Here is a 21,838-nt window from a genome sequence, read left to right as displayed (position 1 = left end):
GGTAATTCGTCCAGACGACGACATTGTGTTGATACGTAGTCTGAGCCTCAGTTCCAATCGCATCGCGGACGCTCGGGCAGACTACCCAACAGCCATTGTTGAGTCCGTTCCTCGGTTGGATCGAACGTTTCGGCAACTCCGCACCAACATTGGTCCGGAGCCCATCGGCTTTGACATTGTCATCGTAACGTCAAGCAGCCTCCTTCTCAAGGGCTACAAGGCCTTACAGCCGACCCTACGAGCCTACCGAGAAGCCTGTCCTAGTCCGGAGCCCTCGTCCGGCGTTGTAAACCTCACACGCGACCAGATCCTCTCCCCCGCCAGACTGCCAGGACGAGGTTTCACCCCACGAATGAACCACGTCCAAGAGACTGGCCATGTACCCTGTTCCGCATTCGATAACAGTGCACAGTGTGCCATTTGTCGCCATCCCCACACGTGAATGCCGCAGTCCCAATGGGCCACGGCATTCACATCGACTTGGGGTGCAATGATCACATCCGATCGGGGGCATCAATACCCAGCAGGTCCAGACCGCGACCGAGGACTCGACGGGTGGCCGCGCACAGAGCCAGGCGGGATCCGCGCACCTCGCCGGTACTACGAAGCACCGGGCACTGCTCGTAGAAGACTGAGTAGGCGCCAGCCAGCTCGTAGAGGTAGGTGCACAACTTGTGCGGGGTCAGGTCGTTGGCGACGACCTCGACAACCTCACCGAAGCGAGACAACAGCAGGGCCAGTTGCTGCTCTGCTGGCTCGTCGAGGACGCTGATGCGTCCCCACACCATGGATTCCAGGTCGGCCTCGGGGTCGACGTTCGGGTTCGCCTCGGCGGCAGCCTTGCGCAGGATCTGGGAGACGCGGGCGTGGGCGTACTGCAGGTAGGGGCCGGTGTCGCCGGTGGTCTGCACCATCCGCTCGGCGTCGAAGACGTAGTCCTTCTGCAAACCGTTGGACAGATCAGCGTACTTGATGGCGGCCAGGGCGATGTTCGGCGCGGCGTGGGTCTCCGCCTCGTCGAGAAGACTGGCGAGGGTGACAGTGCCACCCTCGCGGGTCTTGAATGGGCGGCCGTCGGGGCCAAGGACCATGCCATAGCCGACATGCTGGGCCTCGACGTCGTCAGGCAGGAATCCGGCCATCCGGGCGACCTGGAAGAGTATCTCGAAGTGATGGCTCTGGCGGACGTCGGTGACGTAGATGATGCGGTCGGCCTTGAGCTTGCCGACACGACGACGGATGGCGGCGAGGTCGGTGGCGTCGTATCCGAAACCGCCGTCCTTCTTGCGGACGATCATCGGGGCGTCCTGACCCTCGACGAAGACGCACAGGGCACCGTTGTCCTCGACAGCCAGGCCGTCGGCCTCGAGCTCGTCGACGACCTTCGGCAGGTCGTCATTGTAGGTGGACTCACCGGCGAGGTCCTCGTCGGTCAGCAACACCGAAAGGCGAGCGTAGTTGGCGTTGAATCCCTCCAGGGATACGTCAATGAGGGTGCGCCAGATGCGCAGAGTCTCCTCGTCGCCACTCTGCAGCTTGACGACACGACGACGGGCGCGGTCGGCAAACTCCGGGTCGGCGTCGAAGGTCTTCTTGGAGTCCTTGTAGAGCTGCTCGACCTCGGGCAGGTCGAACTCGGAGACGTCCATCCGGTTCTCGACGATGTACTGGACGAGCATGCCGAACTGGGTGCCCCAGTCACCCAGGTGGTTCTGCGGGATGACGGTGTGCCCTTGGGAGCTGAGCACTCGATTGAAGCAGTCGCCGATGATGGTCGAACGCAGGTGACCGACGTGCATCTGCTTGGCGACGTTCGGGGCCGAGTAGTCGATGACGACGCGCTGAGGCTGCTCAACCTGGGCAATACCGACGTTGGGGTCGGTGATGAGGTCGGAGGCGACGCGGGCCAGCACGTCGGAACGCAGGCGCAAGTTGATGAATCCCGGGCCGGCAATGTCGGGGGTCTCGCACAGATCCTCGACATCGAGCTTCGCGACGATGTCGGCGGCAACGTCGCGAGGTGGACGTCCTTCCTCCTTGGCCAGCCTCAGGGCGACATTGGACTGGAAGTGCCCGAACTGTGGCTTCGTGGCGGGACGCAACTGGGGATCGGTACCGGTGACGGCCTGGATCCGGGCAGCAAGCTGAGAAGGAAGAGACGACATGACGGCATTCTGTCACGATGTCCAGCCACCTTCACAGTCGTAGGGCAGCAGCGGCATGCCATCTGGGTGGAAAACTGGGCCGACGTCACCGTCGGGGAACAAATGAGACCGACCTCACGTTGTCCCCCTTGAACGACCAACCACGCGATCACCGATTCGCAAGGAGGATCCATGAGCGTTCCCACCATCGCCCTCAATGACGGCGTCACCATCCCGCAGCTCGGCTTCGGCACCTGGCAGGTACCCGCCGATGAGGCCGAGAAGGCCGTCAGCTCTGCCCTGGAGGCGGGCTTCCGTCACATCGACACTGCCGCCATCTACGGCAACGAGGAGGGCGTCGGACGCGCTCTCGCCGCCTCCGGTCTGGATCGCAAGGACCTCTTCGTCACCACCAAGCTGTGGAATGACGCCCACCACACCGACGACGCCCGCAAGGCCATCGAGACCAGCCTGTCCAAGCTCGGCCTCGATCACGTCGATCTGTACCTCATCCACTGGCCGGCCAACGTCAAGTACGGTGACGCCTACGTGGAGGCCTGGAATGCCCTGCAGGAGTTCAAGTCCGAGGGACTGACCCGTTCCATCGGCGTCTCCAACTTCAAGACCGAGCACCTGGACGCCATCGAGGGAGCCACCCCGAGCGTCGACCAGATCGAGATGCACCCGTCCTTCAACCAGGCGAGCTTCCGCAAGGTGCTGGCTGACCGCGGCATCAACCCAGAGGCGTGGAGTCCGCTCGGCCAGTCGAAGGACCTCGACACCCCGGTGCTCGCCGACATCTCCAGGGCGACCGGCAAGTCCCCGGCTCAGGTCGTCATCCGCTGGCACCTACAGATCGGCAACATCGTGTTCCCGAAGTCGGTGACCCCGTCGCGCATCGTCGAGAACTTCGACGTCTTCGACTTCGAGCTGTCTGACGAGCAGATCGCCGCCATTGACGGCCTGGATCGTGGCAACCGCATTGGCGGGGACCCGGCCACTGCAGACTTCTGACCCGTCACGACGCGCAGCGTGAGGCCGCAGGCAGTATGACGGCGCGGGGACGATGTGTCCCCGCGCCGTTGTCGTTGGGAGTGGGCGGCACCTCAGGATTCCTTGAGGGCTTTGTCCACGCCGTCCTCATGCTCACCCAGGACCGGGTCGCGGTGAGAGACGACGTCGGTGACCATCTTTCCGCGCGCCCCGAACTCACGGACCCAGCCCTTCCACCACACCTTGTCGTGAGGCTGTGAACGGTCCGGGGTGCCAGTGGCGTCCAGACCGGTCATCCGGCACGTCGCGACGGTACGAATCTCGTGGTAGTCCTGCGTCACCATGATGGCCTGATTGACCCCGAAGATGCGTCGAGCCCGAACACAGGTGTCGTAGGTGTCGAGTCCGGCGAGGTCCTCCACGATCTTGGCCTCCGGAATCCCCTTGCTGACAAGGTACTTCTTCATCACCTTGGGCTCGTTGTAATGGGCCTCTCGGTTGTCCCCGGACACCAGGATGACCTTGGCCTTGCCGCTGCGGTACAGATCTGCGGCAACATCGAGACGTCCTCGCAAATAGGGCGACGGAGTGCCCGAAGGCAGCACCTGAGCGCCGAGGACGATGGCGACGTCGCGCGGTTCAGTGTCGGCGACGTCGTGGATACGCCCGGCGCTGAGTCCTCCCGCGAGGGCCCACGGGCCGAGTAGTCCGACGGCGACGACCAGCCCACATGCTCGCACCGTCCCCCGAATGTGTCGCATTGCCATGGCCGCAAGCCTAGGTCATGACCGTGAACGACGGATGACAAGCCACATCGTGCCGGCGACGACCACCGCCACTGCGATCCCGAGCCCGACCCAAGCCCCCGTGTGGCGGCGTGGTTCGACGACCGGCTGGGTCGACGGGACCGCTTGAGCCGGTGTGGGTGTGGTCGACACCGAGGCGTGACGTCTTGGCGACGCAGAAGCCACCGGCCTCTCAAATTCCGCGCGGAACTGCTCAGGCGTGGTGATGAGGACAGTTCCGACGTCAACCGGTTCTCCCCACACTGTTGGCGTCAGGGTGAAGCCAACCGGGGCCTTCGCGTCCTTCCACTCCTTGGACGTGCTGTCGCGGCCCACGACGATGTAGTGCATCCCGGCGATCCCGTAGGACTCGTCAGGCGTGTCGAGGTGCTGGGGCAGGATCGGACGTTCCAACCTGCCATCCGTTCTCGCCCCGATCTCGCTGAGAGTCATCGTCGACTCGCCCCAGCTCAGCGTCTCGCGCAGGGGGTTGAGAGCCACTACCGAGACCCCCGCAAGCGTCGGCTTCTGCCTTTGGCCGTCTCGCGGCAGTTCGGCGCGGACGTCGAGGTTCTGGCCGTAGCGCACCGGCACCTTGAAATAGCGCCTTTCATTGGTGTTGACGTCGTCGCTGATCGTTTCACCAGGCTGCAGCACCGGAGCGTCGTTGAAACTGCTCCCACCCGTGACCGATCGCGGCTCAGCGACGGCAGCCGGGCTGGCGGAACCAGGGTCCGCCGCTGCGTGCAGCCCTGACACGGCCTCCTTGCGCATCGTCACCGTGATCTCGACATCGAGTTCCTGGTCCGCCCATCCCTTTCCGTGCCGGTTGACGCCGACGATCCACCACGGGGAGTTGCCACACTGACTTGCCAAGACGTCCTCGTCCAGATCGGTGATTGACGTCAGGTCGACAGCAGAGGACGTCATCGCGTCCGTCCCCGTCGTTCCCATCGAAGCGCACTTGGCGCCGCCCTCGGAAGCGACCCGGACGACGTCAAGGTGGGCGTCGAGATTCGTCTCCGCATACCTCGTCGTCGTCGGCCGAACCAAGGTTGCGGTCACGATGGTGCGCCACCCCTGCCGATGTGGGACCGAGAAGTATCGACGATTCGGATACGCGACGGTGGTGTCGTCATATGCCCTTCTCATCGGCCCACCGGGCATCCTGGTGACGTACTGGCCCACCTCAAGCCGCTCCGCCGTCGTCTCGGTCGGCCCGCCACGAACCCTCGTTCCGGCGACCTCATACCCTTCCAAGGCGCGATAAGTCTGTGACGTCAGGGCGCGTTGTAACTGGCTGGCGTCATCAGCGTCTGTGTAGGTACCGCCGGTGGCATCGGCAATGCAGCGCAGCATCGAGGTGGCCTTGTCGTTCCCGGCCAACCGGAAGCCAATGGTGTGAACCTTGACGTCGACCCCCTGCGATGCGAGTATCTTCGCCTCGTCGCACGGATCGGGTGGGGTGCAGTTCGCCTCCCCGTCGGAGACGAGGATGATCGAGCGGGGCCCGTCCACTCCCTTCAACTCATCAGCCGCGTGCTTGAGCGCCGGCCCGATGGGGGTGTTCCCGACCGCCTTCAGACCATTGACCTTGGCCGTCAGCGCCTTTGCGTCGAACGGGCCCACCGGGTTGAGGGTCTGGACGTCTCCGCAGGAGGAGTCCCTGGCACCGAACACCATCAATCCGAGGTCAGAGTCCTTGGGAGCCGAACTCAACACCGTGCCCACGGCAGACTTCGCCGCAGCCAAACGTGTCGTCTTGTGGGAGTCGGCGTCGGCCTTGTTCATCGACCCCGAGAAGTCCATCACCACGACGGCTGGTTGCCGGGACTCCGTCGTCCCCTCGCCGCGGGCCTGCGTCGGCACAGCCCCCGCAACGGGCAGAAGGCTGGCCACCATGGCCACGACTCTGATCCTCGTCCTCATGCCTCACCTTCCGATCGGCTGCAGCCGCATCCCTTGCGGCTATTCGCGCCTTGCAGATCAGAACGGTAATGACGGTGATCTTCGCTTGAGAACCCTTGACAAGCATGGTTTTTTGGCAAGTTTTTCGCGACCTCGCCGACCCGCCCCCCCTACCGCGTCCGCTAGCACCCACGCCCCGGGCAACGAAAACGCCTCCCCCGAAGGGGGGGCGTCGTCGTCAGATGACTCAGTTGCGGTGATCGCGGTACCAGGTCACCAGGGAGGCGGTGGAGGAATCCTGGGACTCCAGGGCCTTCTCGTCACCGGAGACGGCCGGGGCGATCTGGAGGGCGAGCTTCTTGCCGAGCTCGACACCCCACTGGTCGAAGGAATCGATGCCCCATACAACGCCCTGCACGAAGGTGATGTGCTCGTACAAAGCGATGAGTTCTCCGAGGATCTTCGGGGAGAGTTCGTCGGCCATGATCGACGTCGTCGGACGGTCTCCGGGGAAGACCCGTGCTGGCACAATGGCCTCGTCGGTGCCCTCGGCGCGCACCTCGTCAGCGGTCTTGCCGAACGCCAACGCAGCGGTCTGGGCGAAGAAGTTGCTGAGGAACAGCTCGTGGACATCGGTCTCGCCGTCCCTGGTCGGGTGGGCCGGGTTGGCCACCGCGATGAAGTCGGCGGGGATGAGGCGGGTGCCCTGGTGGATGAGCTGATAGAAGGCGTGCTGACCGTTGGTGCCCGGCTCGCCCCAGAAGACCTCTCCAGTATCGGTGGTCACCGCCGAGCCGTCCCAACGCACCGACTTGCCGTTGGACTCCATGGTCAGCTGCTGCAGGTAGGCCGGGAAGCGGTGCAGGTACTGGGCGTACGGCAGCACGGCGTGCGAGTCGGCCTTCCAGAAGTTGACGTACCAGATGTTCAACATGCCCATGAGCAGCGGGACGTTCCGCTCCGGTGCGGCAGCGGCGAAGTGCTCGTCGACGGCGTGGAAGCCAGCCAGGAACTCCTCGAATCCCTTCGGGCCGATGGCCACGGCCAGCGAGGTGCCGACGGCCGAGTCGACCGAGTAGCGGCCGCCGACCCAACTCCAGAACCCGAACGCATTGACGGGGTCGATGCCGAACTCCTCGACCTTGTCCAGAGCGGTCGAGACGGCGACGAAGTGCTTGGCGACGGCTCCACGGCGGGCCTCCTCGGTGTCCTCGATGGCACCGGCGGCGACCAGACCGTCAAGCAGCCAGGCACGCACGCACCGGGCGTTGGTCAGGGTCTCGAGGGTGGTGAAGGTCTTGGAGGCGATGATGACCAGGGTGGTCTCGGGGTCGAGATCAGCGGTCTTGACGGCGGCATCCGTCGGATCGATGTTGGAGATGAAACGGCACTCCAGACCCTCCTGGACGTAGGGTTTGAGGGCCTCGTAGGCCATCACGGGGCCGAGATCGGAACCACCGATGCCAACGTTGATGACGGTACGGATCGGCTTGCCCGTGACTCCCTTCCACTCCCCGGAACGGACCTTGTCGGCGAAGTCGTAGACCTTCTTGAGGACCTCGTGGACGTCGACGACGGCGTCCCCACCGTCAACGGTGAGGGAGTCGGACTCCGGGCGACGCAGGGCGGTGTGGAGGACGGCGCGGTCCTCGGTGACGTTGATGTGCTCTCCGGAGTACATGGCGTCGCGACGCTCGGCGACCTTGGTCTGGTCGGCCAGGTCGAGAAGGGCGTCACGAATCTCGTCCGTGAGGAGATTCTTGGACAGGTCGACGTGCAGGTCGGCGACGTCGAGGGTGTAGCGCTCGGCACGCCTCGGATCAGCGTCGAACAAACGGCGCAGCTTGTGCGGTCCGTCGACAAAGGTGGACCTCAGATCAGTGAGCTTTCCCCAAGCGGGAGTCCTCGTGGCATCAATGGGAGTCTGCATGTTCCCAGCCTAGGAGATGGGGTGGAACCCGTGTCATCGGCGCCTGTCATCAGGAGGTCTCGCCTATCATGTTCGCGATCGACCGAAGGAGGACGCGTGACCGCGAAGCATTGTCGGGCTCTGGCCCTGACGTCGGTTCTCGTCGCCTCCATGATGTTGATGCTGACCCCGTCGGCATGTCCGATACAAACACCCTGGTCGACGTCAACGGCCTACGCCGTTCCTCCGGGAGCCACCCCACCCGGCGACCTGTCGATGAGCGCGACGCTCGACCGCTCAGACACCGTGAAGACCAAGGGAACCCTGCGTACCCAGACCGGACAACTTGTTTCAGGTGCTCTCATCAATCTTGCGGTGGATGGGAAGCTGCTCGCCGTCGCGATGACGGACAACAACGGCACCTGGTCCAGTACCTTGCGGCTTCCGTCCTCGGTCCAAGGCGGAGATCATGAGTTGTCCGCGACGTTCGATGGTACTGGAGGGGTCGGGGCAGCATCGGCGCGCGGCACCTTTTCGATCACCCCGCAGGCCACCGTCCTGACAGCGGCTGTGAAACCGACGGTGGCGGCTCCCGGAGCGTTGCTCAACGTCAACGGGACGGTGACCCTTTCACATCGTCATCCCGTCACCGACAGCCAGGTGGCGATCTGGCTCGGCAATGACGGCGATGCCGCTCTCACCACTCCCACCGATCCGCACGGCAACTTCCAGGCCACGATCCAGGTGCCGTTGGATGTGTCGAATGGGCCTTTCACGATCACAGTCAAGCTCGTCGACTCCCGTTATGGGACCTCTCAGAAGACCTTGACGATTCAGGTGAAGGCATCGACGCCCACTCCAACCCCCAGCCCCACTCCAACTCCGACACCGTCATCTGCCTCCCCAACCCCGTCCCCCACACCGGCTCCCACTCCCGACGAGAGCGGGGAGTCGCAGGACGGCCGGATTCCGCAGATGTCCACCAGCCCAGTCCCCGTCGCGCAGCGCAACCTTCTGGATTCCTTCGGCGGGCGCAAGCCACTACTGATCTTCGCAGCGGTTCTCGGCGTCCTGGTACTCGGGGTTCTCGTCGGATCAATCACTCGCCATCACGGCAGACGGGACAAGGGCCGTCCTGAAACCGATGACGATGCCGATTCCCTCTTCGAGGACTGGGATCAGTCAGACCGACGCCGAGTATAAGTGCCGTCTCGGGATTCTCAAGGCGTCAGACGAATCAGGCGTCCGCGTCGGCGACAACCTGCAGAACCGAACGGCAGCGCTCTCGCAGCGCCGAGACGACTCCGTCCTCGCAGGCATCCCCCACGAGGACGTCGTCCAGGCAGACCGCCAGGGCACCAGCTGCCAGCCAGCGACGCATCGCATAGGAGCCGATCCCGCCGCGCGGAATGAGGGCAGCCCCGGGTGCCATCCGGGTGAGGATGTCGCCGTAACTGGCAGAACCCATGTCAGCCGGGGCGACCTGGACGGCGTCGGCTCCGGCAGCCCATGCGGCCCGGACCTCAGTGGGCGTCAGGGCGTCCGGGGCGGCTGGGATGCCAGCTTGACGCAGGGCGTCGAGCAGGTCGGGAGTGGCGGCCACCGGAAGGGCGAAGGCAACCTTGTCATCGACCAGGCCCTGGACGTCGTCGACGGCCATGACGCCATGAACACCAATGACGGCACGACGACGGTAGATCTTGAGCACGGCACGACGGCGGTCTGCGTCGGCGACGGGGAGGGTGAAGACGCGGACCTTCTCCTGAATCATGGCCTCGATCGGGGCCATGAGATCCGATGCCGGAACGTCGGGCAGAACAGCGATGACCTTGGACGACAGCACCTCGCTCGGGAACACCAGCCGACCATCGCTGGGGGCATCGATGGGACCAGACTCGTCAGTCTCTGCGCTCATGGGTCACATCATGCCGCATGTGGGCGTCGGCCCGGTGCCCACCGCCCGACAGGACGCCTGGAGCCCAGGTGTACCGACAGGTTTTCGTCCACTGTGGAATAACTGAAGTTCGGTGACTGTTCCCCACGTGTACGCCGGTGGCCGTCACTCGGTCACCACGAACGAAGGAGATTTCGCATGGCTGACACCGTGAACGTTCCAGCCCCTGCCGGGCAGACCACCACCAAGCTCGAGAACGCCGAGGCCGGCTTCAAGGCCTCCAAGACCCTCTCCGCGAACCTCCAGAAGGTTCTCGTCGACTTCATCGCGCTGGAGCTGGTCGGCAAACATGCCCACTGGAATATCGTCGGGCCGAACTTCCGTGACCTTCACCTGAACCTTGACGAAGTCGTCGGGATCGCCCGCGAGGGTGCCGACGAGGTGGCCGAGCGCATGCGTGCGCTCCACGCTTCCCCGGACGGCCGTCCCGCCGTGGTCGCTGCCAGCACCACCCTTCCTGAGTCCTCCCAGGGAGAGGTTCTGACCCATGACGCAATCAAGGTCATCACCGCTTCAATCGAGGCCGTGACCGGCACCATGCGCGAGGTCCACGACCAGATTGACGAGGAGGATCCCACCTCTGCCGACATCCTGCACGGCTTCATCCAACAGCTCGAGCAGCAGGCCTGGTTCATCAGCGCCGAGACCCGCACCCCGTCCGCTCGCTGATTCGTCGGTTCGCTTCCAGACAATCCATCGTTCAACACACCGCGGGCCCCGAGATCACCTCGGGGCCCGCGGTGATGTGTGTCATGTGGGGGTGTGAATCAGCGGTCCTGGCCATCCATGCGGGTGAGACACAGCTGGCGCAGCTGGGACGACAGCAACAGCCAACCAACCACGGGCGAACACGACCAACACCGGTCACGTCCGAGCCCACCACTACATTGGAAACCGTTCTGGCCGCCCCGATACGAGGAGACACCGTGCACCTGGCCGAAGCCCTTGACGACATGGTCGACGGTCGTGCCCCGGTCACCACCGACCGCGGGGAGCGCCAACCGGGCTGGGACTCCCCCGGCGCCCGTCCTCTCGACGCCGACATGGCCCTGGACCACATCGAGCGAGCCGTCGCCCGGGACGGCATCTCCATGTACGAGCACCAGGAGGAGGCGATCCTCGAGATCCTGTCGGGCAACCACGTCATCGTCACCACCCCGACCGGGTCCGGGAAATCCCTCATCGCCACCGCAGCCCACTTCGCCTGCGTGGCTGCGGGAGGACGCTCCTACTACACCGCCCCCATCAAAGCCCTCGTCAGCGAGAAGTTCTTCAGCCTCTGCGAGATCTTCGGAGCCACCAATGTCGGCATGGTCACCGGCGACGCCTCCGTCAACTCCGATGCCCCCATCATCTGCTGCACCGCCGAGATCCTTGCCAACATCGCCCTGCGCGAGGGTCGCCATGCCAACGTCGACCAGGTCGTCATGGACGAGTTCCACTTCATCGGCGACCCCGACCGGGGCTGGGCCTGGCAGGTGCCGCTGTCCGAACTCCCGCAGGCCCAGCAGATCGTCATGAGCGCCACCCTCGGTGACGTCACCGACCTGTCCGAGGGCCTCACCACCATCACCGGACGCCCCACCAGCGTCATCACCGGAGTCGTCCGCCCCGTCCCGCTGCAGTACTCCTGGTCGATGAAACCCGACCACGAGGCCATCGAGGAGCTCGTCGAGGAGCAGAAGGCCCCGGTCTACATCGTCCATCCCTCCCAGAAGCAGGCTCTGGGACGCGCCCAGTCCATGACGTCGATGAAGTTGGTGAGCACCGAGGAACGTCACGGCATCGCCGCCGAGATCGCCGACTTCCGCTTCTCCAAGGGATTCGGCTCAACGGTGCGCAAGTTCATCACCTCGGGCATCGGGGTCCACCACGCCGGGATGCTTCCGAAGTACCGACGCCTCGTCGAAACCCTCGCCCAACAGGGCAAGCTCAAGGTCATTTGTGGCACCGACACCCTCGGCGTCGGCATCAACGTGCCGATCCGCACCGTCATGTTCACCTCCCTGACGAAGTTCGACGGTCGACGCACCCGAGTCCTGAAGTCCCGAGAGTTCCACCAGATCGCCGGTCGCGCGGGTCGGGCCGGATTCGACACCGTCGGCTACGTCGTCGCCCAGGCACCCGAGCACGTCATCGCCAACGAGAAGGCCCTTGCCAAGGCCGGGGACGGCCCCAAGAAGCGTCGCAAGGTGCAGCGTCACAAGCCACCGGAGGGGTTCGTCAACTACTCCGAGGAGACCTTCACCAAACTCATCGAGTCCGCCCCGGAGACCCTGCACGCTCGGATGAGGATCACCGAGGCGATGCTGCTCAACCTGCTGCAGCGTGACGAGGACACCGCCCGGGCGGTCCAGCACCTCGTCGACTCCTCCACCCCGGTCGTCGCCGAACGACGTCGCCTCTACCGCCGCGCCGTGCAGATCGGGCTGTCCCTGCTGCGCTCCGAGGTCGTCCACCGTCTCGACGAGCCCACCCCCGGTGGCCGCAAGTTCGCGATGAACGAGGCCCTGCAGGACGACTTCGCCCTCAATCAGCCGCTGTCGGCCTTCGCCAGCGAGGCCGTCGCGACCCTCGACCCGGAGTCCCCCACCCACGCCCTCGACGTCGTCAGCGTCATCGAGGCCACCCTCGACAATCCGATGAGCGTCCTCATAGCCCAGCAGCATGCCGCGCGTGGCGAGGCCATCGCGCGCATGAAGGAGGACGGCTACGACTACGAGGATCGGATGGCCGCCGTCGAGGAGATCGAGTGGCCACGCCCGCTCGAGGAGACCCTCGACGCCTTGTTCGAGATCTTCGCCCCAAGCCACCCGTGGATTCCCTCCGACGCCCTGCAGCCCAAGTCGGTCGTGCGCGACATGTACGAACGCGCCATGACCTTCGGCGAGTTCTGCGCCCACTACAAGGTGCAACGCAGCGAGGGTCTGGTGCTGCGCTATCTGACCGATGCCTACCGTGCGCTGCGTCAGACAGTCCCCGAGTCCGAGCGGACCGAGGAGCTTGCCGACGTCATCTCCTGGCTGGGCGAGGTCGTCCGCTCCACCGACTCCTCCCTCATCGACGAGTGGGAGGAACTCACCCATCCCGTCGATGAGGAACCCGAAGAGGTCCGTCCGGTACGGACCTTCACCTCCAACCAGCGGGCCTTCACCGTCATGGTACGCAATGCCTTGTTCCGCAAGGTGATCCTGGCCGCAGACGACGACTTCGAGGCCCTGGGAGCCCTCGAGCCCGACAGTTCTGCCATGACGACCAATGCCTGGGAGGACACCCTGGGCGACTACTGGGACGAGCACGACGAGATCAACGACGGCCCGGACGCCCGCGCCCCCGGTCTGTTCATGATCGAGAAGGAGTCGGGACGCCGCGACGCCCGGGTCTGGTTGGTTCGTCAGATCATCGACGACCCTGCCGGTAACCACGACTGGTCGATCACCGCGACCGTCGACCTCGACGAGTGTGACGAGGCCGAGGACCTGGTACTTCGGACAAGGGCCTTCAGCCGGCTGGACTGACGGATTCCCACTCCACCACTCGCCCCTCGCGCAGGGTCGCGGGGAGGTCGATGATCCGCTGGTTACCGCTTCCCCGCCACGGCAGGGTGAGGGTGCGTCGTGCCAGCTGGAAAGGTCCGTCGACCAGGACGTCCACCTGGTCCAGCATCTCGGCCAGCTCTGGGCTGTGCCGGGCCTGACGCAGCAGGGCGTCCACGGTGAATCCGGACCATGCCCAGACGTCCCACCCCATCTCGTGGGCAGCACGGGCCAACCTCGCGCAATCTCCAGGCTGACGACTCGCCTCACCGCCCGAGAGCGTCAATCCGGACGCCAACACCGACAATCCCATCGCGGTGATGATCTCCTCGACGTCGATCTCCTGGCCACCGCAGGGGTCCCAGGTACCAGGGTTCTGGCACCCGGGACACTTCAGCGGGCATCCCTGCGCGAAGACCGTGAAGCGGATGCCGGGACCATCGACAATCGACTCCGGCTCGATCCCGGCAACCCTCATCCTCGCTCCGGCCTCATCCGTGCTTGACGCGGTCGCGGACCTCGGCCCGCTTGGCGTCGTTGAATCGGTCCAGCCCACCGACGAGGTAGCCGGTGATGCGGCGAATCCGGTCGAAGGACCCGGAATCCTCGTGACGGCCGCACTTGGGGCACTCGTCGTCGATGATCCCGGTGTAGCCGCACTGAGGATCCCGGTCGACCGGGTGGTTGATGGACCCGTACCCGATGCCGCTGGCAGCCATGTACCGCACGAGGGTCTCGAAGGCGTCGACGTTGCGTGCCGGGTCCCCCGACAGCTCGACGTACGAGATGTGACCGCCGTTGGTGAAGGCGTGATAAGGAGCCTCAATGCGGATCTTGTCCGCAGCACCGATGTGGTACCAGACCGGCACGTGGAAGCTGTTGGTGTAGTACTCCCGGTCGGTGACTCCCGGGATCGACCCGTAACGCTGACGATCCATCCGCACGAATCGCCCCGACAGTCCCTCCGCCGGTGTGGCCAGGGCCGAGAAGTTCAACCCGGTGCGCTCGGCCGCCTCGTCCATCCTCTCTCGCAGGTGGCCGACGATCCGTAGGCCGAGTTGCTGGGCCTCCTCCGACTCACCATGGTGGACGCCGACCAAGGCCGTCAGGGTCTCGGCCAGCCCGATGAACCCCACCGACAGGGTCCCGTGCTCGAGCACCTCGGCGACGGCATCGTCAGGCCCCAAGTTCTCCGAACCGATCCAGACCCCCTGCCCCATGAGGAAGGGGAAGTTCCGCACCAGCTTGTGGGACTGGATCTTGAGCCGGTCGAGCAACTGGTCGATGACGAGGTCGATCATCCGGTCGAAGGAGGTGAAGAAAGCATTGACGTCGTGGTTGGCCTCGATCGCCAGCCTCGGCAGGTTGATCGAGGTGAAGGAGAGGTTCCCGCGTCCCCAGGTCTGGGCCCGCGAGGGGTCATGGACGTTCGACATCACCCGGGTGCGGCAGCCCATGTAGGCGATCTCGGTCTCGGGATGGCCGGGCACGTAGTACTCGGCGTTGAACGGGGCGTCCTGGAAGGAGAAGTTCGGGAAGAGGCGCTTGGCACTCACCCGGCAGGCCAGCCGGAACAGGTCGTGGTTGGGGTCGTCGTCGTCGAGATTGACGCCCTTCTGCACCCGGAAGATCTGGATCGGGAAGATCGCGGTCTCCCCGCCGCCCAGACCGGCCTCGGTGGCCTCCAGCAGGCAGTGCATCACCATCCGCGCCTCCGGGCTGGTGTCGGTGCCGTAATTGATCGACGAGAACGGGGTCTGCGCCCCGGCTCGCGAATTCATGGTGTTGAGATTGGCGATGAGGGCCTCCATCGCCTGGTAGGTCTGACGACGCGTCTCCTCGACAGCCTGGCGACGGACTCTGTCGGCGACCCGGTCGGTGTCGTCGATGAGCCCGGCGAACAGTTCCGCCACCTGCTCCTTCTCATGGGCCAGCGCGGCGCCATCCGGCTCCAGCACCCACCCGGAGGCCGCCTCGCGCACCTCGTCGAGATACTCCTCGTCACCACCGAGGACCTCGAAGGTCCTCGTCAGACCGGTTTGGGCGGCCTTGACGAAGGTCTTGGCGACCCCCGGCGCCATGTCTCGGTCAAAGTTCGGCACCGCCTGGCCACCGTGTTGGTCATTCTGGTTGGACTGGATCGCAATGCAGGCCAGGGCCGCATACGACCCGATCGATTGCGGGGCTCGCAGCACGCCGTGGCCGGTGGAGAAGCCGTGCTCGAAGAGATCGGTGAGGTTGATCTGGCAACAGGTGGTCGTCAGGGTGAGGAAGTCGAGGTCGTGGATGTGGATGTCCCCGTCACGATGGGCGGCGGCATGGGTGGGGTCGAGCACCTCGAGCAGGTTGAACTGCTTGGCCGACTCGGTTCCGTAGCGCAGCATCGACCCCATTGCGGAGTTGCCGTCGACGTTGGCGTTCTCCCGCTTGGCGTCAGCCTCCTCGGCGGAGGCGAAGGTGATCTCGCGCAGGGTGCGCATGAGGGCGGACTGCTGGTCGCGGGCGACGGTGCGACGCTGACGGTAGAGGATGTAGGCCTTGGCGACGTCGTCATGTCCCTGATCCATGAGGGCCTTCTCGACGAGATCCTGGATGGCCTCGACATCAGGGGTGTCCTCACCCATCTCGCTCAGTCGGGAGAGCACCTCGAGGGCGACCTCGGAGGCCAGGAGTTCGGGGGCGTCGATGCCGCAGGCGACGAAGGCCTTGCGGACGGCCTCGACGATCTTCGTCGAGTCGAATCCGATGACCCGCCCGTCCCTCTTGAGGATGGATGCTGGTACTGCTCGCTGCTGGCTGATGGACACCGGATGAAGGGTGGTCGACATGCTCTCTCCTCGAAGCAGCGCACGAGTGGAGCAAGTTCGCCCCGGGTCGTCCCGCGCGCCCGTAGTCGTACCGGGTCGCTGACCCGGGCACTGGCAGGTCTTCGGACTTCAGGGCTTTCCGTCGCCAGACGGGTTCCTACCGAGCGACGCTTCCCAGCCGGATGGCCAGTGCGTGTGTCGCCGTCGTTCCCTGTCACCGCTGCGGGGCAGTTCCGGTTTCCCACCGGATTCCCTCTTTCCTCCCATCACCGCCAGATGTCGAGAAACCCCTACATCTGGTGTTCCGTGATGGAAACCAGCACAAGATGAAGGGTATACGCGTCTCGAAGCATCCGCACACCCGCCCCCTCGTCTCGCCGTGGCGGGCGCGCTCCCCCGCGATCAGAGCCAGTTGCCACGCCCTTCGGATCGCACATCAGGCTGGCATCATGGACACACGCCCAGGGAAAGGACACAACCCATGGAGATCACCAGCACGTCCATCAAGGAAGGCCAGCCGATCGCCCTGGCCTACGCCCACACCGATGCGGGCGGCAAGAACGTCAGCCCGCAGCTGAGCTGGACGCTCGGCCCAGAGGGCACCAAGTCCTACGCGATCACCATCTACGACCCCGACGCCCCCACTGGTTCCGGCTTCTGGCACTGGATCCTCGCCGACATCCCGGCCGACGTCACCTCCCTCGACGAAGGCGGCCCGCTGCCCTCCGGCGTGCGCGAGTGGGCCAACGACTACCAGGAGGACGGCTACTCCGGCGCCTGCCCGCCGCCCGGACCGGCCCACCGCTACATCCACACCGTCCATGCCATGCCGAGCGAGCATCTCGACATTCCTGACGACGCCGCCAACGTCCAGGTCCGCTTCGCCATACACACCAGCGAGCTGGACTCCGCGTCGATCACCGGAACCTTCCAGCAGTCCTGACGATAATCAGAGCCGCCGACCACGTGTCGGCGGTTCCTGCTTGACTGGCGTCGTGAAGCTCCGGCAGACATTGCTCACCCTCCTCGTCGCCCTCGGCCTGGTATCGATGCCGTTTTCCGCCAGTGCTGAGTCAGCAACCCCCACACCGACGACCACCAGCACCAGCTATGCCAGCGAATCCGCGGACTCCCCCAAACCTGCCGCGCCCATCACTCCCGGAGCAGGAATGGGCTGGGGCTCAGACCCGGTGTCCTCAGAACAGGCATCCCAGATGGAGTGTGCCTCCGTGATGTTCGTCGGCGTTCGCGGCTCCGGGGAAACCCCTCCCTATGGCGAGACCATCACGTCGATCCGTGACGCTGTGGCCCAGAAGTGGAAGGGCAAGGGAACCGTCCGTCAGGTCTACCTGGACTACCCTGCGGCTGACCCTCACACCCTGCAACAGGCATCGATGAGCAGTCTCCTCTTCGACGCAACCATGCCGTCGACGGAGTACTTCGACTCTGCGGCTCTGGGAGCCAAGAAACTCACCGCCCTCCTCAACGCCGAGAAGAAGCAGTGCCCCAAGGAGTGGGTCATCCTCGCCGGATTCTCCCAAGGTTCCCAGGCCATCACCCAGGCCCTCGCCCAGACCGACACCCCTCAGCGCCTGGCAGGTGCCATCCTGGCCGGGAATCCAGACCACTACCCAGGGCAGAACGTCCAGGAACTCAGTGGAGATGCCGACCGGTCAGCCATCGGAATGGCTGCCATCCTCTACTACTTGCGAGAGCGCGCCCATGCGGCCCCCGGGGCCAACCGTGACACCCAGATGCGGGCCATCATCAAGGCCACCCTCAGTCTGAGTCAGGAATCCCTTGATCAGAAATCTCTGGACGCTGACATGGTCAAGGCCGGGGCGGCGATTCCTCCCGAGGCCTACCCGGAAACCTATTCGGTGTGCTTGAAGGGTGATCCGGTCTGCGACACCGCGCCAGCCCTGACGCGCATCCTCACCTTGCAGTCAACCTGGCAGGACGAGCTCAACCAAGGCCGTCCCGTCCACATGGGGTACACCCGAAGCGTCCTGGAGGCTTCCCTGAATCGCATCGCCCAGCGCGCGAATGCCGTGGGAGCCGCCGAGGCCAAGGGTGCTCCCATCCCTCATGGACAGACGGTGACGGTCGCGACTCGCGAATGGGGCCCGTTGCAGATCGCCGTTGCGGTCGGTGCTGGAGTGCTCGGTCTGGCACTGGGCTGGTTCCTGGGACGAGCCGGACGACGTCGTCAGCGTCATCACCGCTGGCACTGAGACCTCACAGCTCGAAGAACCACTGCCCAGTAGTCAGCACGCCGATGACGTCGGCCAGCAGAAGGCCTCCAAACGCAGCGAGCATCGCTGAGATACCGCGATGAACAGCGACGGCGTGGTCCTCGCGGATGCTCGTCACCATTCGGGTGACGCGGTCAGGCCCACCGATGAGGTAGGCGATGACGAGGACGATGAGCAGGCTGTGACTGCAGACAACCCAGATGAGGGACTCGGTGACGGCCCAGCTGACATGCGGAAGGTGCGCGGCATGGACGAGCATCGCCCAGAATGCCGGGTCGATGAGCGAGGACAGGCCGACCAGGAGTCCGCTGACGGCCAGAGCCCCGGGCGCCGTCGAACGCGGTGCAGCTGAGGTGTCCTCGTCCAGTTCCTTCGTCGCCGCCCCGGGACGCAGTCGCCATGCCGCCCAACCCAGGAAGGCCACGCCAAGGATCGCCACCACCCACACCCAGACCAGGTGCGGAACATGTAGTCCATGAATTCCCAGCCGGGTGAGCAAGGCTCCCAGACCGAGCACTCCGGCAACCCCGAAGATGGCGGAGGTTCCCACCGAGGTGAGCAACACCATGACGACGCCGCGACGTCTGACGCCCAGACCGAGGGCCGCCAACAGCACGAAGGACCCCAGGGGGTCGAAACCGGCGATGCCCAAGGCGAAGGCCGCGGCGAGGAAGGACAGCACGGGGCAAGGCTACTCGGTACTCAAGCGACGCCCTGTCGGCCCCGTCATGACGCAGCGGGACAGTCTCGATTTCACTTCGATTCCCAATCCGTGCTACCGTCTCCGAGTTGGGTCCGCCAGACGGACCCGATGCGCGAGTGGCGGAATGGCAGACGCGCTGGCTTCAGGTGCCAGTGTCCCTTGGGACGTGGAGGTTCAACTCCTCTCTCGCGCACACGGAGAAGTAGCCCGTGACTAGGTTCAACACCTGGTCACGGGCTACTTGTCATTTACGAGGAAGTCCGCACAGGGGGGCATGAATGGGCACGAGACGGGTTTCATTGGGCACGTGGTGGGCACGGACTGACTGCACCAACCGAGGAGGGGCGGAGCATGGGCAAGAGGGAGAGTCACCGGAGGACGTTCGGCAGCACGAGGAAGTTGACGAGTGGGAACTGGCAGGCCCGTTACATCGGTCCTGACGGGCCTTGACCCCGGGTCTTGGACACGTGGAATCCAGCAGTTGCTGGAGGAAGCGAGATGATCAGGACTATGGCCAGGAAGAACTACTCCGATGAGTTCCGTCGGCAGGCCGTCGACTTGTACGAGTCCACTCCCGATGCCACGTTGAAGGGCATCGCCGCCGATCTGGGGGTGTCCCGGGGAACGTTGGCGGACTGGGTGAGGGCGTTCGGGACAGGTTCGACGGCTGCGCCATCAGAACACTCCTCCAGCGACGCGAAGTCGGCCGGTACCGAGTCCGCGGCGGTGAGGATCGCCCGGTTGGAGGCGGAGAACGCCCGGCTACGGGCCGACAAGGTCAAGGTCGAGACCGAGCGGGACATCCTGCGGAAAGCGGCCAAGTATTTCGCTGGGGAGACGAACTGGTGAACCGCTTCCAGTTCGTCGCCGACCACCAGCACGCCTTCGAGGTGAAGCGGTTGTGTCAGGCTGTGGAGGTCTCCCGGTCATCGTTCTACGCCTGGTGCGCCGCCGCACCGGCCCGGGCCGAACGGGTCGTGGCCGATGCCGAGCTCGCCGAACGGATCCGGACCGTCCAGGACCCGAAGACCGGTGGTGACCCCGCCTACGGGGCACCCAGGGTGACCGCTGAACTCAACGACGGCGTGCCGGCCGAGGACCGGGTCAACCACAAGCGGGTCGCCCGGGTGATGCGCCACCACGGGCTGGCCGGGATCCGGCTCCGCCGCCGGGTCCGGACCACGCTGCCCGAGCCAGCCGACCAGAAGTACCCCGACCTGCTCAGGCGGGACTTCACCGCAGAGCGGCCCAACACCATCTACGTCGGCGACATCACCTACCTGCCGCTGCCTGAGGGCCGCAATCTGTACCTGGCCACCGTGATCGACTGTTTCTCCCGCAAACTCGCCGGCTGGGCGATCGCCGACCACATGCGCACCGAACTCGTCGAAGACGCACTCAAGGCTGCCCGCCGTGACCGGGGCAGCCTGGCCGGGGCGGTGTTCCACAGCGATCACGGGTCGGTCTACATCTCGGCTGACTACGCCAAACTCTGCGGCCAACTCGGCGTCACCCAATCCATGGGTGCCGTCGGCACCAGCGCCGACAACGCCCTGGCCAGGTCATTCAACGCCACCCTGAAACGCGAACTCCTCGCTGGCGCCGCCACGTTCACCGACGCCACCAGCTGCCGGCGGGCTGTGTTCCGGTGGGCCACCCGCTACAACACCCGCCGACGCCACTCCTGGTGCGGCCACCAGTCCCCGTCCACCTACGAGGCCCACCGGGCCGCCACGCTGCCAACCGCAGCATAATCAACCAACACCGTGTCCACGATCCGGGGCGAAGGCCCTGTCGGGGCCAAGCTTCAACTTCGCTTCCCCGACCTTGAGGTCGGAATGGACAGGGCTAACGCTGCCGATCAGCAAACGGACCGCCAAGGCGACTTCCAGATAGGGACGACCGCGTTCCACGTCACTGTATCTCCAATGCAAAAGCTCATTGATCGATGCCGAGAGAACATCCGGGACGGGTACCGACCAGTTATCGTTACTTCATCCGACCGCGTCGCGGCGGCTCGCCAACTCGCTGAGGTTGGTGAAATTGGCGATCAGGTTCAAGTCGCGGCCGTCGAAGACTGGGTCGGGACCAATATCGAGGAGATCTCTCAGTACGAAGGTAATCACATTCGTCGTGGAGTGGCTCTTCTGATACGCACCTATAATGTCCGAATCACCGAGATCGAAGTTGACCAATCGCTACGAATAGACGAGCCGGAGTGGGTTAAGACGCTTTTGGATGACCACTGAGCCACAATACTGGAATGGACTGTCGTTGCGATGACAGTCAATTAGACTTGATGAGTTAATCCGGATCAACCAATTGGCGTTGTTCTCCCCTCTTCGCTGCGTCGTTCCGCGTGACGTCGACAGTGCCGTAATCTGTCGTATGGCTATCAATCGCGGCTGTGGGTCATGACTCGAGTGTCTCAATCAACCCAGCGCAAGTCGAATACGGATCGTCGACTCTGGACATCCCGGGTGCCCAACTGTCACGATGGGGCATCGTCCCGCTGTCGAGGAGGCCTTCGTGAGCACCCCGCCGCTTGACCCACTGTCCACGATCCTCAACGCCGGCCTCGAGCTGGCCTGGGCCGAGCACCGGCGCGAGCCTCTCGACGAGGCCGAGCTCGATGCGCTGGATCTGTGCGATGGGATCGGCGAGGTGCGCGGTATCGTCGCGCACGAGGCGCTCCACAGCCGGGGTGAGACCCGACAGGGCATCGAGAACCAGGAACAGGGCGTGAATGGGCACGTACTGGGCATGCCAAGGTCTGTTGCGAGCGTTTCACCTTGTCACGGCGCTGTCTGCCAGAGGTTCAAGTCCTCTCTCGGACACCGCAGA

The 21,838-nt window shown here is 64.7% G+C and carries 18 protein-coding genes, 1 tRNA gene and 1 riboswitch; of the genes, 10 read left to right on the top strand and 9 right to left on the bottom strand.

The window, feature by feature from the left end; all coding sequences use genetic code 11:
* Window positions 1–494: 494 nt before the first annotated feature.
* On the bottom strand, window positions 495–2,165 hold the full coding sequence (argS, locus tag PALO_RS00445; RefSeq protein ID WP_015581999.1) for an arginine--tRNA ligase: 1,671 nt from the start codon (window positions 2,163–2,165) through the stop codon (window positions 495–497).
* 171 nt (window positions 2,166–2,336) lie between these two features.
* Here argS and PALO_RS00440 point away from each other — a divergent pair, with 171 nt between their 5' ends.
* Window positions 2,337–3,158: an aldo/keto reductase gene (locus tag PALO_RS00440; RefSeq protein WP_015581998.1), complete on the top strand. Its 822-nt coding sequence runs from the start codon at window positions 2,337–2,339 to the stop codon at window positions 3,156–3,158.
* Window positions 3,159–3,250: 92 nt separating this feature from the next.
* Here PALO_RS00440 and PALO_RS00435 read toward each other — a convergent pair whose 3' ends face one another.
* From PALO_RS00435 to pgi, 3 genes are all read right to left on the bottom strand, one after another.
* Entirely contained in the window at window positions 3,251–3,904 is a 654-nt protein-coding gene (locus PALO_RS00435) for a SanA/YdcF family protein (protein ID WP_015581997.1), read from the bottom strand.
* Window positions 3,905–3,919: 15 nt separating this feature from the next.
* On the bottom strand, window positions 3,920–5,851 hold the full coding sequence (locus PALO_RS00430; RefSeq protein WP_080634281.1) for a vWA domain-containing protein: 1,932 nt from the start codon (window positions 5,849–5,851) through the stop codon (window positions 3,920–3,922).
* A 226-nt stretch (window positions 5,852–6,077) separates the two neighbouring features.
* Complete coding sequence (gene pgi, locus PALO_RS00425) at window positions 6,078–7,760, bottom strand: glucose-6-phosphate isomerase (RefSeq protein ID WP_015581995.1); 1,683 nt, start codon at window positions 7,758–7,760, stop codon at window positions 6,078–6,080.
* Window positions 7,761–7,856: 96 nt separating this feature from the next.
* Between pgi and PALO_RS00420 the strand changes: the two genes are divergently transcribed.
* On the top strand, window positions 7,857–8,942 hold the full coding sequence (locus PALO_RS00420) for a hypothetical protein (RefSeq protein ID WP_015581994.1): 1,086 nt from the start codon (window positions 7,857–7,859) through the stop codon (window positions 8,940–8,942).
* A gap of 34 nt (window positions 8,943–8,976) precedes the next feature.
* Here PALO_RS00420 and PALO_RS00415 read toward each other — a convergent pair whose 3' ends face one another.
* On the bottom strand, window positions 8,977–9,654 hold the full coding sequence (locus PALO_RS00415; protein WP_015581993.1) for a bifunctional 4-hydroxy-2-oxoglutarate aldolase/2-dehydro-3-deoxy-phosphogluconate aldolase: 678 nt from the start codon (window positions 9,652–9,654) through the stop codon (window positions 8,977–8,979).
* A 177-nt stretch (window positions 9,655–9,831) separates the two neighbouring features.
* On the opposite strand from PALO_RS00415, the gene PALO_RS00410 reads away from it, so the two are divergent.
* A complete protein-coding gene (locus PALO_RS00410) occupies window positions 9,832–10,362 on the top strand; it encodes a Dps family protein (protein WP_015581992.1) in 531 nt (176 codons plus the stop codon).
* 257 nt (window positions 10,363–10,619) lie between these two features.
* The gene (locus PALO_RS00405; protein ID WP_015581991.1) at window positions 10,620–13,211 is read left to right on the top strand and encodes a DEAD/DEAH box helicase; all 2,592 of its coding nucleotides are present in this window, start codon (window positions 10,620–10,622) and stop codon (window positions 13,209–13,211) included.
* On the opposite strand, the gene PALO_RS00400 is transcribed toward PALO_RS00405, so the two are convergent.
* Window positions 13,195–13,707 (bottom strand): 4Fe-4S single cluster domain-containing protein, encoded by a 513-nt coding sequence (locus tag PALO_RS00400; protein ID WP_015581990.1) that lies wholly within the window; start codon window positions 13,705–13,707, stop codon window positions 13,195–13,197. The genes PALO_RS00405 and PALO_RS00400 overlap by 17 nt on opposite strands.
* Before the next feature lie 13 nt (window positions 13,708–13,720).
* Complete coding sequence (locus tag PALO_RS00395) at window positions 13,721–16,057, bottom strand: anaerobic ribonucleoside triphosphate reductase (protein ID WP_015581989.1); 2,337 nt, start codon at window positions 16,055–16,057, stop codon at window positions 13,721–13,723.
* Window positions 16,058–16,132: 75 nt separating this feature from the next.
* A riboswitch (cobalamin riboswitch) is annotated at window positions 16,133–16,343 on the bottom strand.
* 174 nt (window positions 16,344–16,517) lie between these two features.
* Between PALO_RS00395 and PALO_RS00390 the strand changes: the two genes are divergently transcribed.
* Both PALO_RS00390 and PALO_RS00385 read left to right on the top strand, forming a co-directional pair.
* A complete protein-coding gene (locus tag PALO_RS00390; RefSeq protein WP_015581988.1) occupies window positions 16,518–16,979 on the top strand; it encodes a YbhB/YbcL family Raf kinase inhibitor-like protein in 462 nt (153 codons plus the stop codon).
* Window positions 16,980–17,205: 226 nt separating this feature from the next.
* The gene (locus PALO_RS00385; RefSeq protein ID WP_036902085.1) at window positions 17,206–18,270 is read left to right on the top strand and encodes a cutinase family protein; all 1,065 of its coding nucleotides are present in this window, start codon (window positions 17,206–17,208) and stop codon (window positions 18,268–18,270) included.
* Between the two features lie 4 nt (window positions 18,271–18,274).
* Here the strand turns inward: PALO_RS00385 and PALO_RS00380 are convergent, their stop codons facing one another.
* Window positions 18,275–18,973 carry a hypothetical protein gene (locus PALO_RS00380; RefSeq protein WP_015581987.1) on the bottom strand — a complete coding sequence of 233 codons (699 nt, stop codon included), beginning with the start codon at window positions 18,971–18,973 and terminating at the stop codon, window positions 18,275–18,277.
* Between the two features lie 131 nt (window positions 18,974–19,104).
* Between PALO_RS00380 and PALO_RS00375 the strand changes: the two genes are divergently transcribed.
* The 4 genes from PALO_RS00375 to PALO_RS00360 all read left to right on the top strand — a co-directional run bounded on the left by PALO_RS00375 (window position 19,105) and on the right by PALO_RS00360 (window position 21,243).
* A tRNA-Leu gene (locus PALO_RS00375) sits at window positions 19,105–19,187 on the top strand.
* Between the two features lie 158 nt (window positions 19,188–19,345).
* The gene (locus tag PALO_RS13185; RefSeq protein WP_465249495.1) at window positions 19,346–19,444 is read left to right on the top strand and encodes a hypothetical protein; all 99 of its coding nucleotides are present in this window, start codon (window positions 19,346–19,348) and stop codon (window positions 19,442–19,444) included.
* A gap of 60 nt (window positions 19,445–19,504) precedes the next feature.
* Window positions 19,505–20,748 (top strand): IS3 family transposase gene (locus PALO_RS00365; RefSeq protein ID WP_095666468.1). Its coding sequence is split into 2 segments (ribosomal slippage): window positions 19,505–19,829 and window positions 19,829–20,748, totalling 1,245 coding nucleotides; the frame shifts between segments, so codons are not numbered across the junction.
* A 12-nt stretch (window positions 20,749–20,760) separates the two neighbouring features.
* Entirely contained in the window at window positions 20,761–21,243 is a 483-nt protein-coding gene (locus tag PALO_RS00360; RefSeq protein WP_004809573.1) for a DUF4928 family protein, read from the top strand.
* A 163-nt stretch (window positions 21,244–21,406) separates the two neighbouring features.
* Here PALO_RS00360 and PALO_RS00355 read toward each other — a convergent pair whose 3' ends face one another.
* Window positions 21,407–21,748, bottom strand: coding sequence for a hypothetical protein (locus PALO_RS00355; RefSeq protein ID WP_004809574.1), 342 nt, complete (start codon window positions 21,746–21,748; stop codon window positions 21,407–21,409).
* Window positions 21,749–21,838: the final 90 nt, after the last annotated feature.

Origin of the sequence: Cutibacterium avidum 44067, from assembly GCF_000367205.1 — a bacterium.
GTDB classification, from domain to species: domain Bacteria; phylum Actinomycetota; class Actinomycetes; order Propionibacteriales; family Propionibacteriaceae; genus Cutibacterium; species Cutibacterium avidum.
Note: the sequence above shows the minus strand (reverse complement) of the source record. Positions and strands in the feature narration are given on the sequence as shown.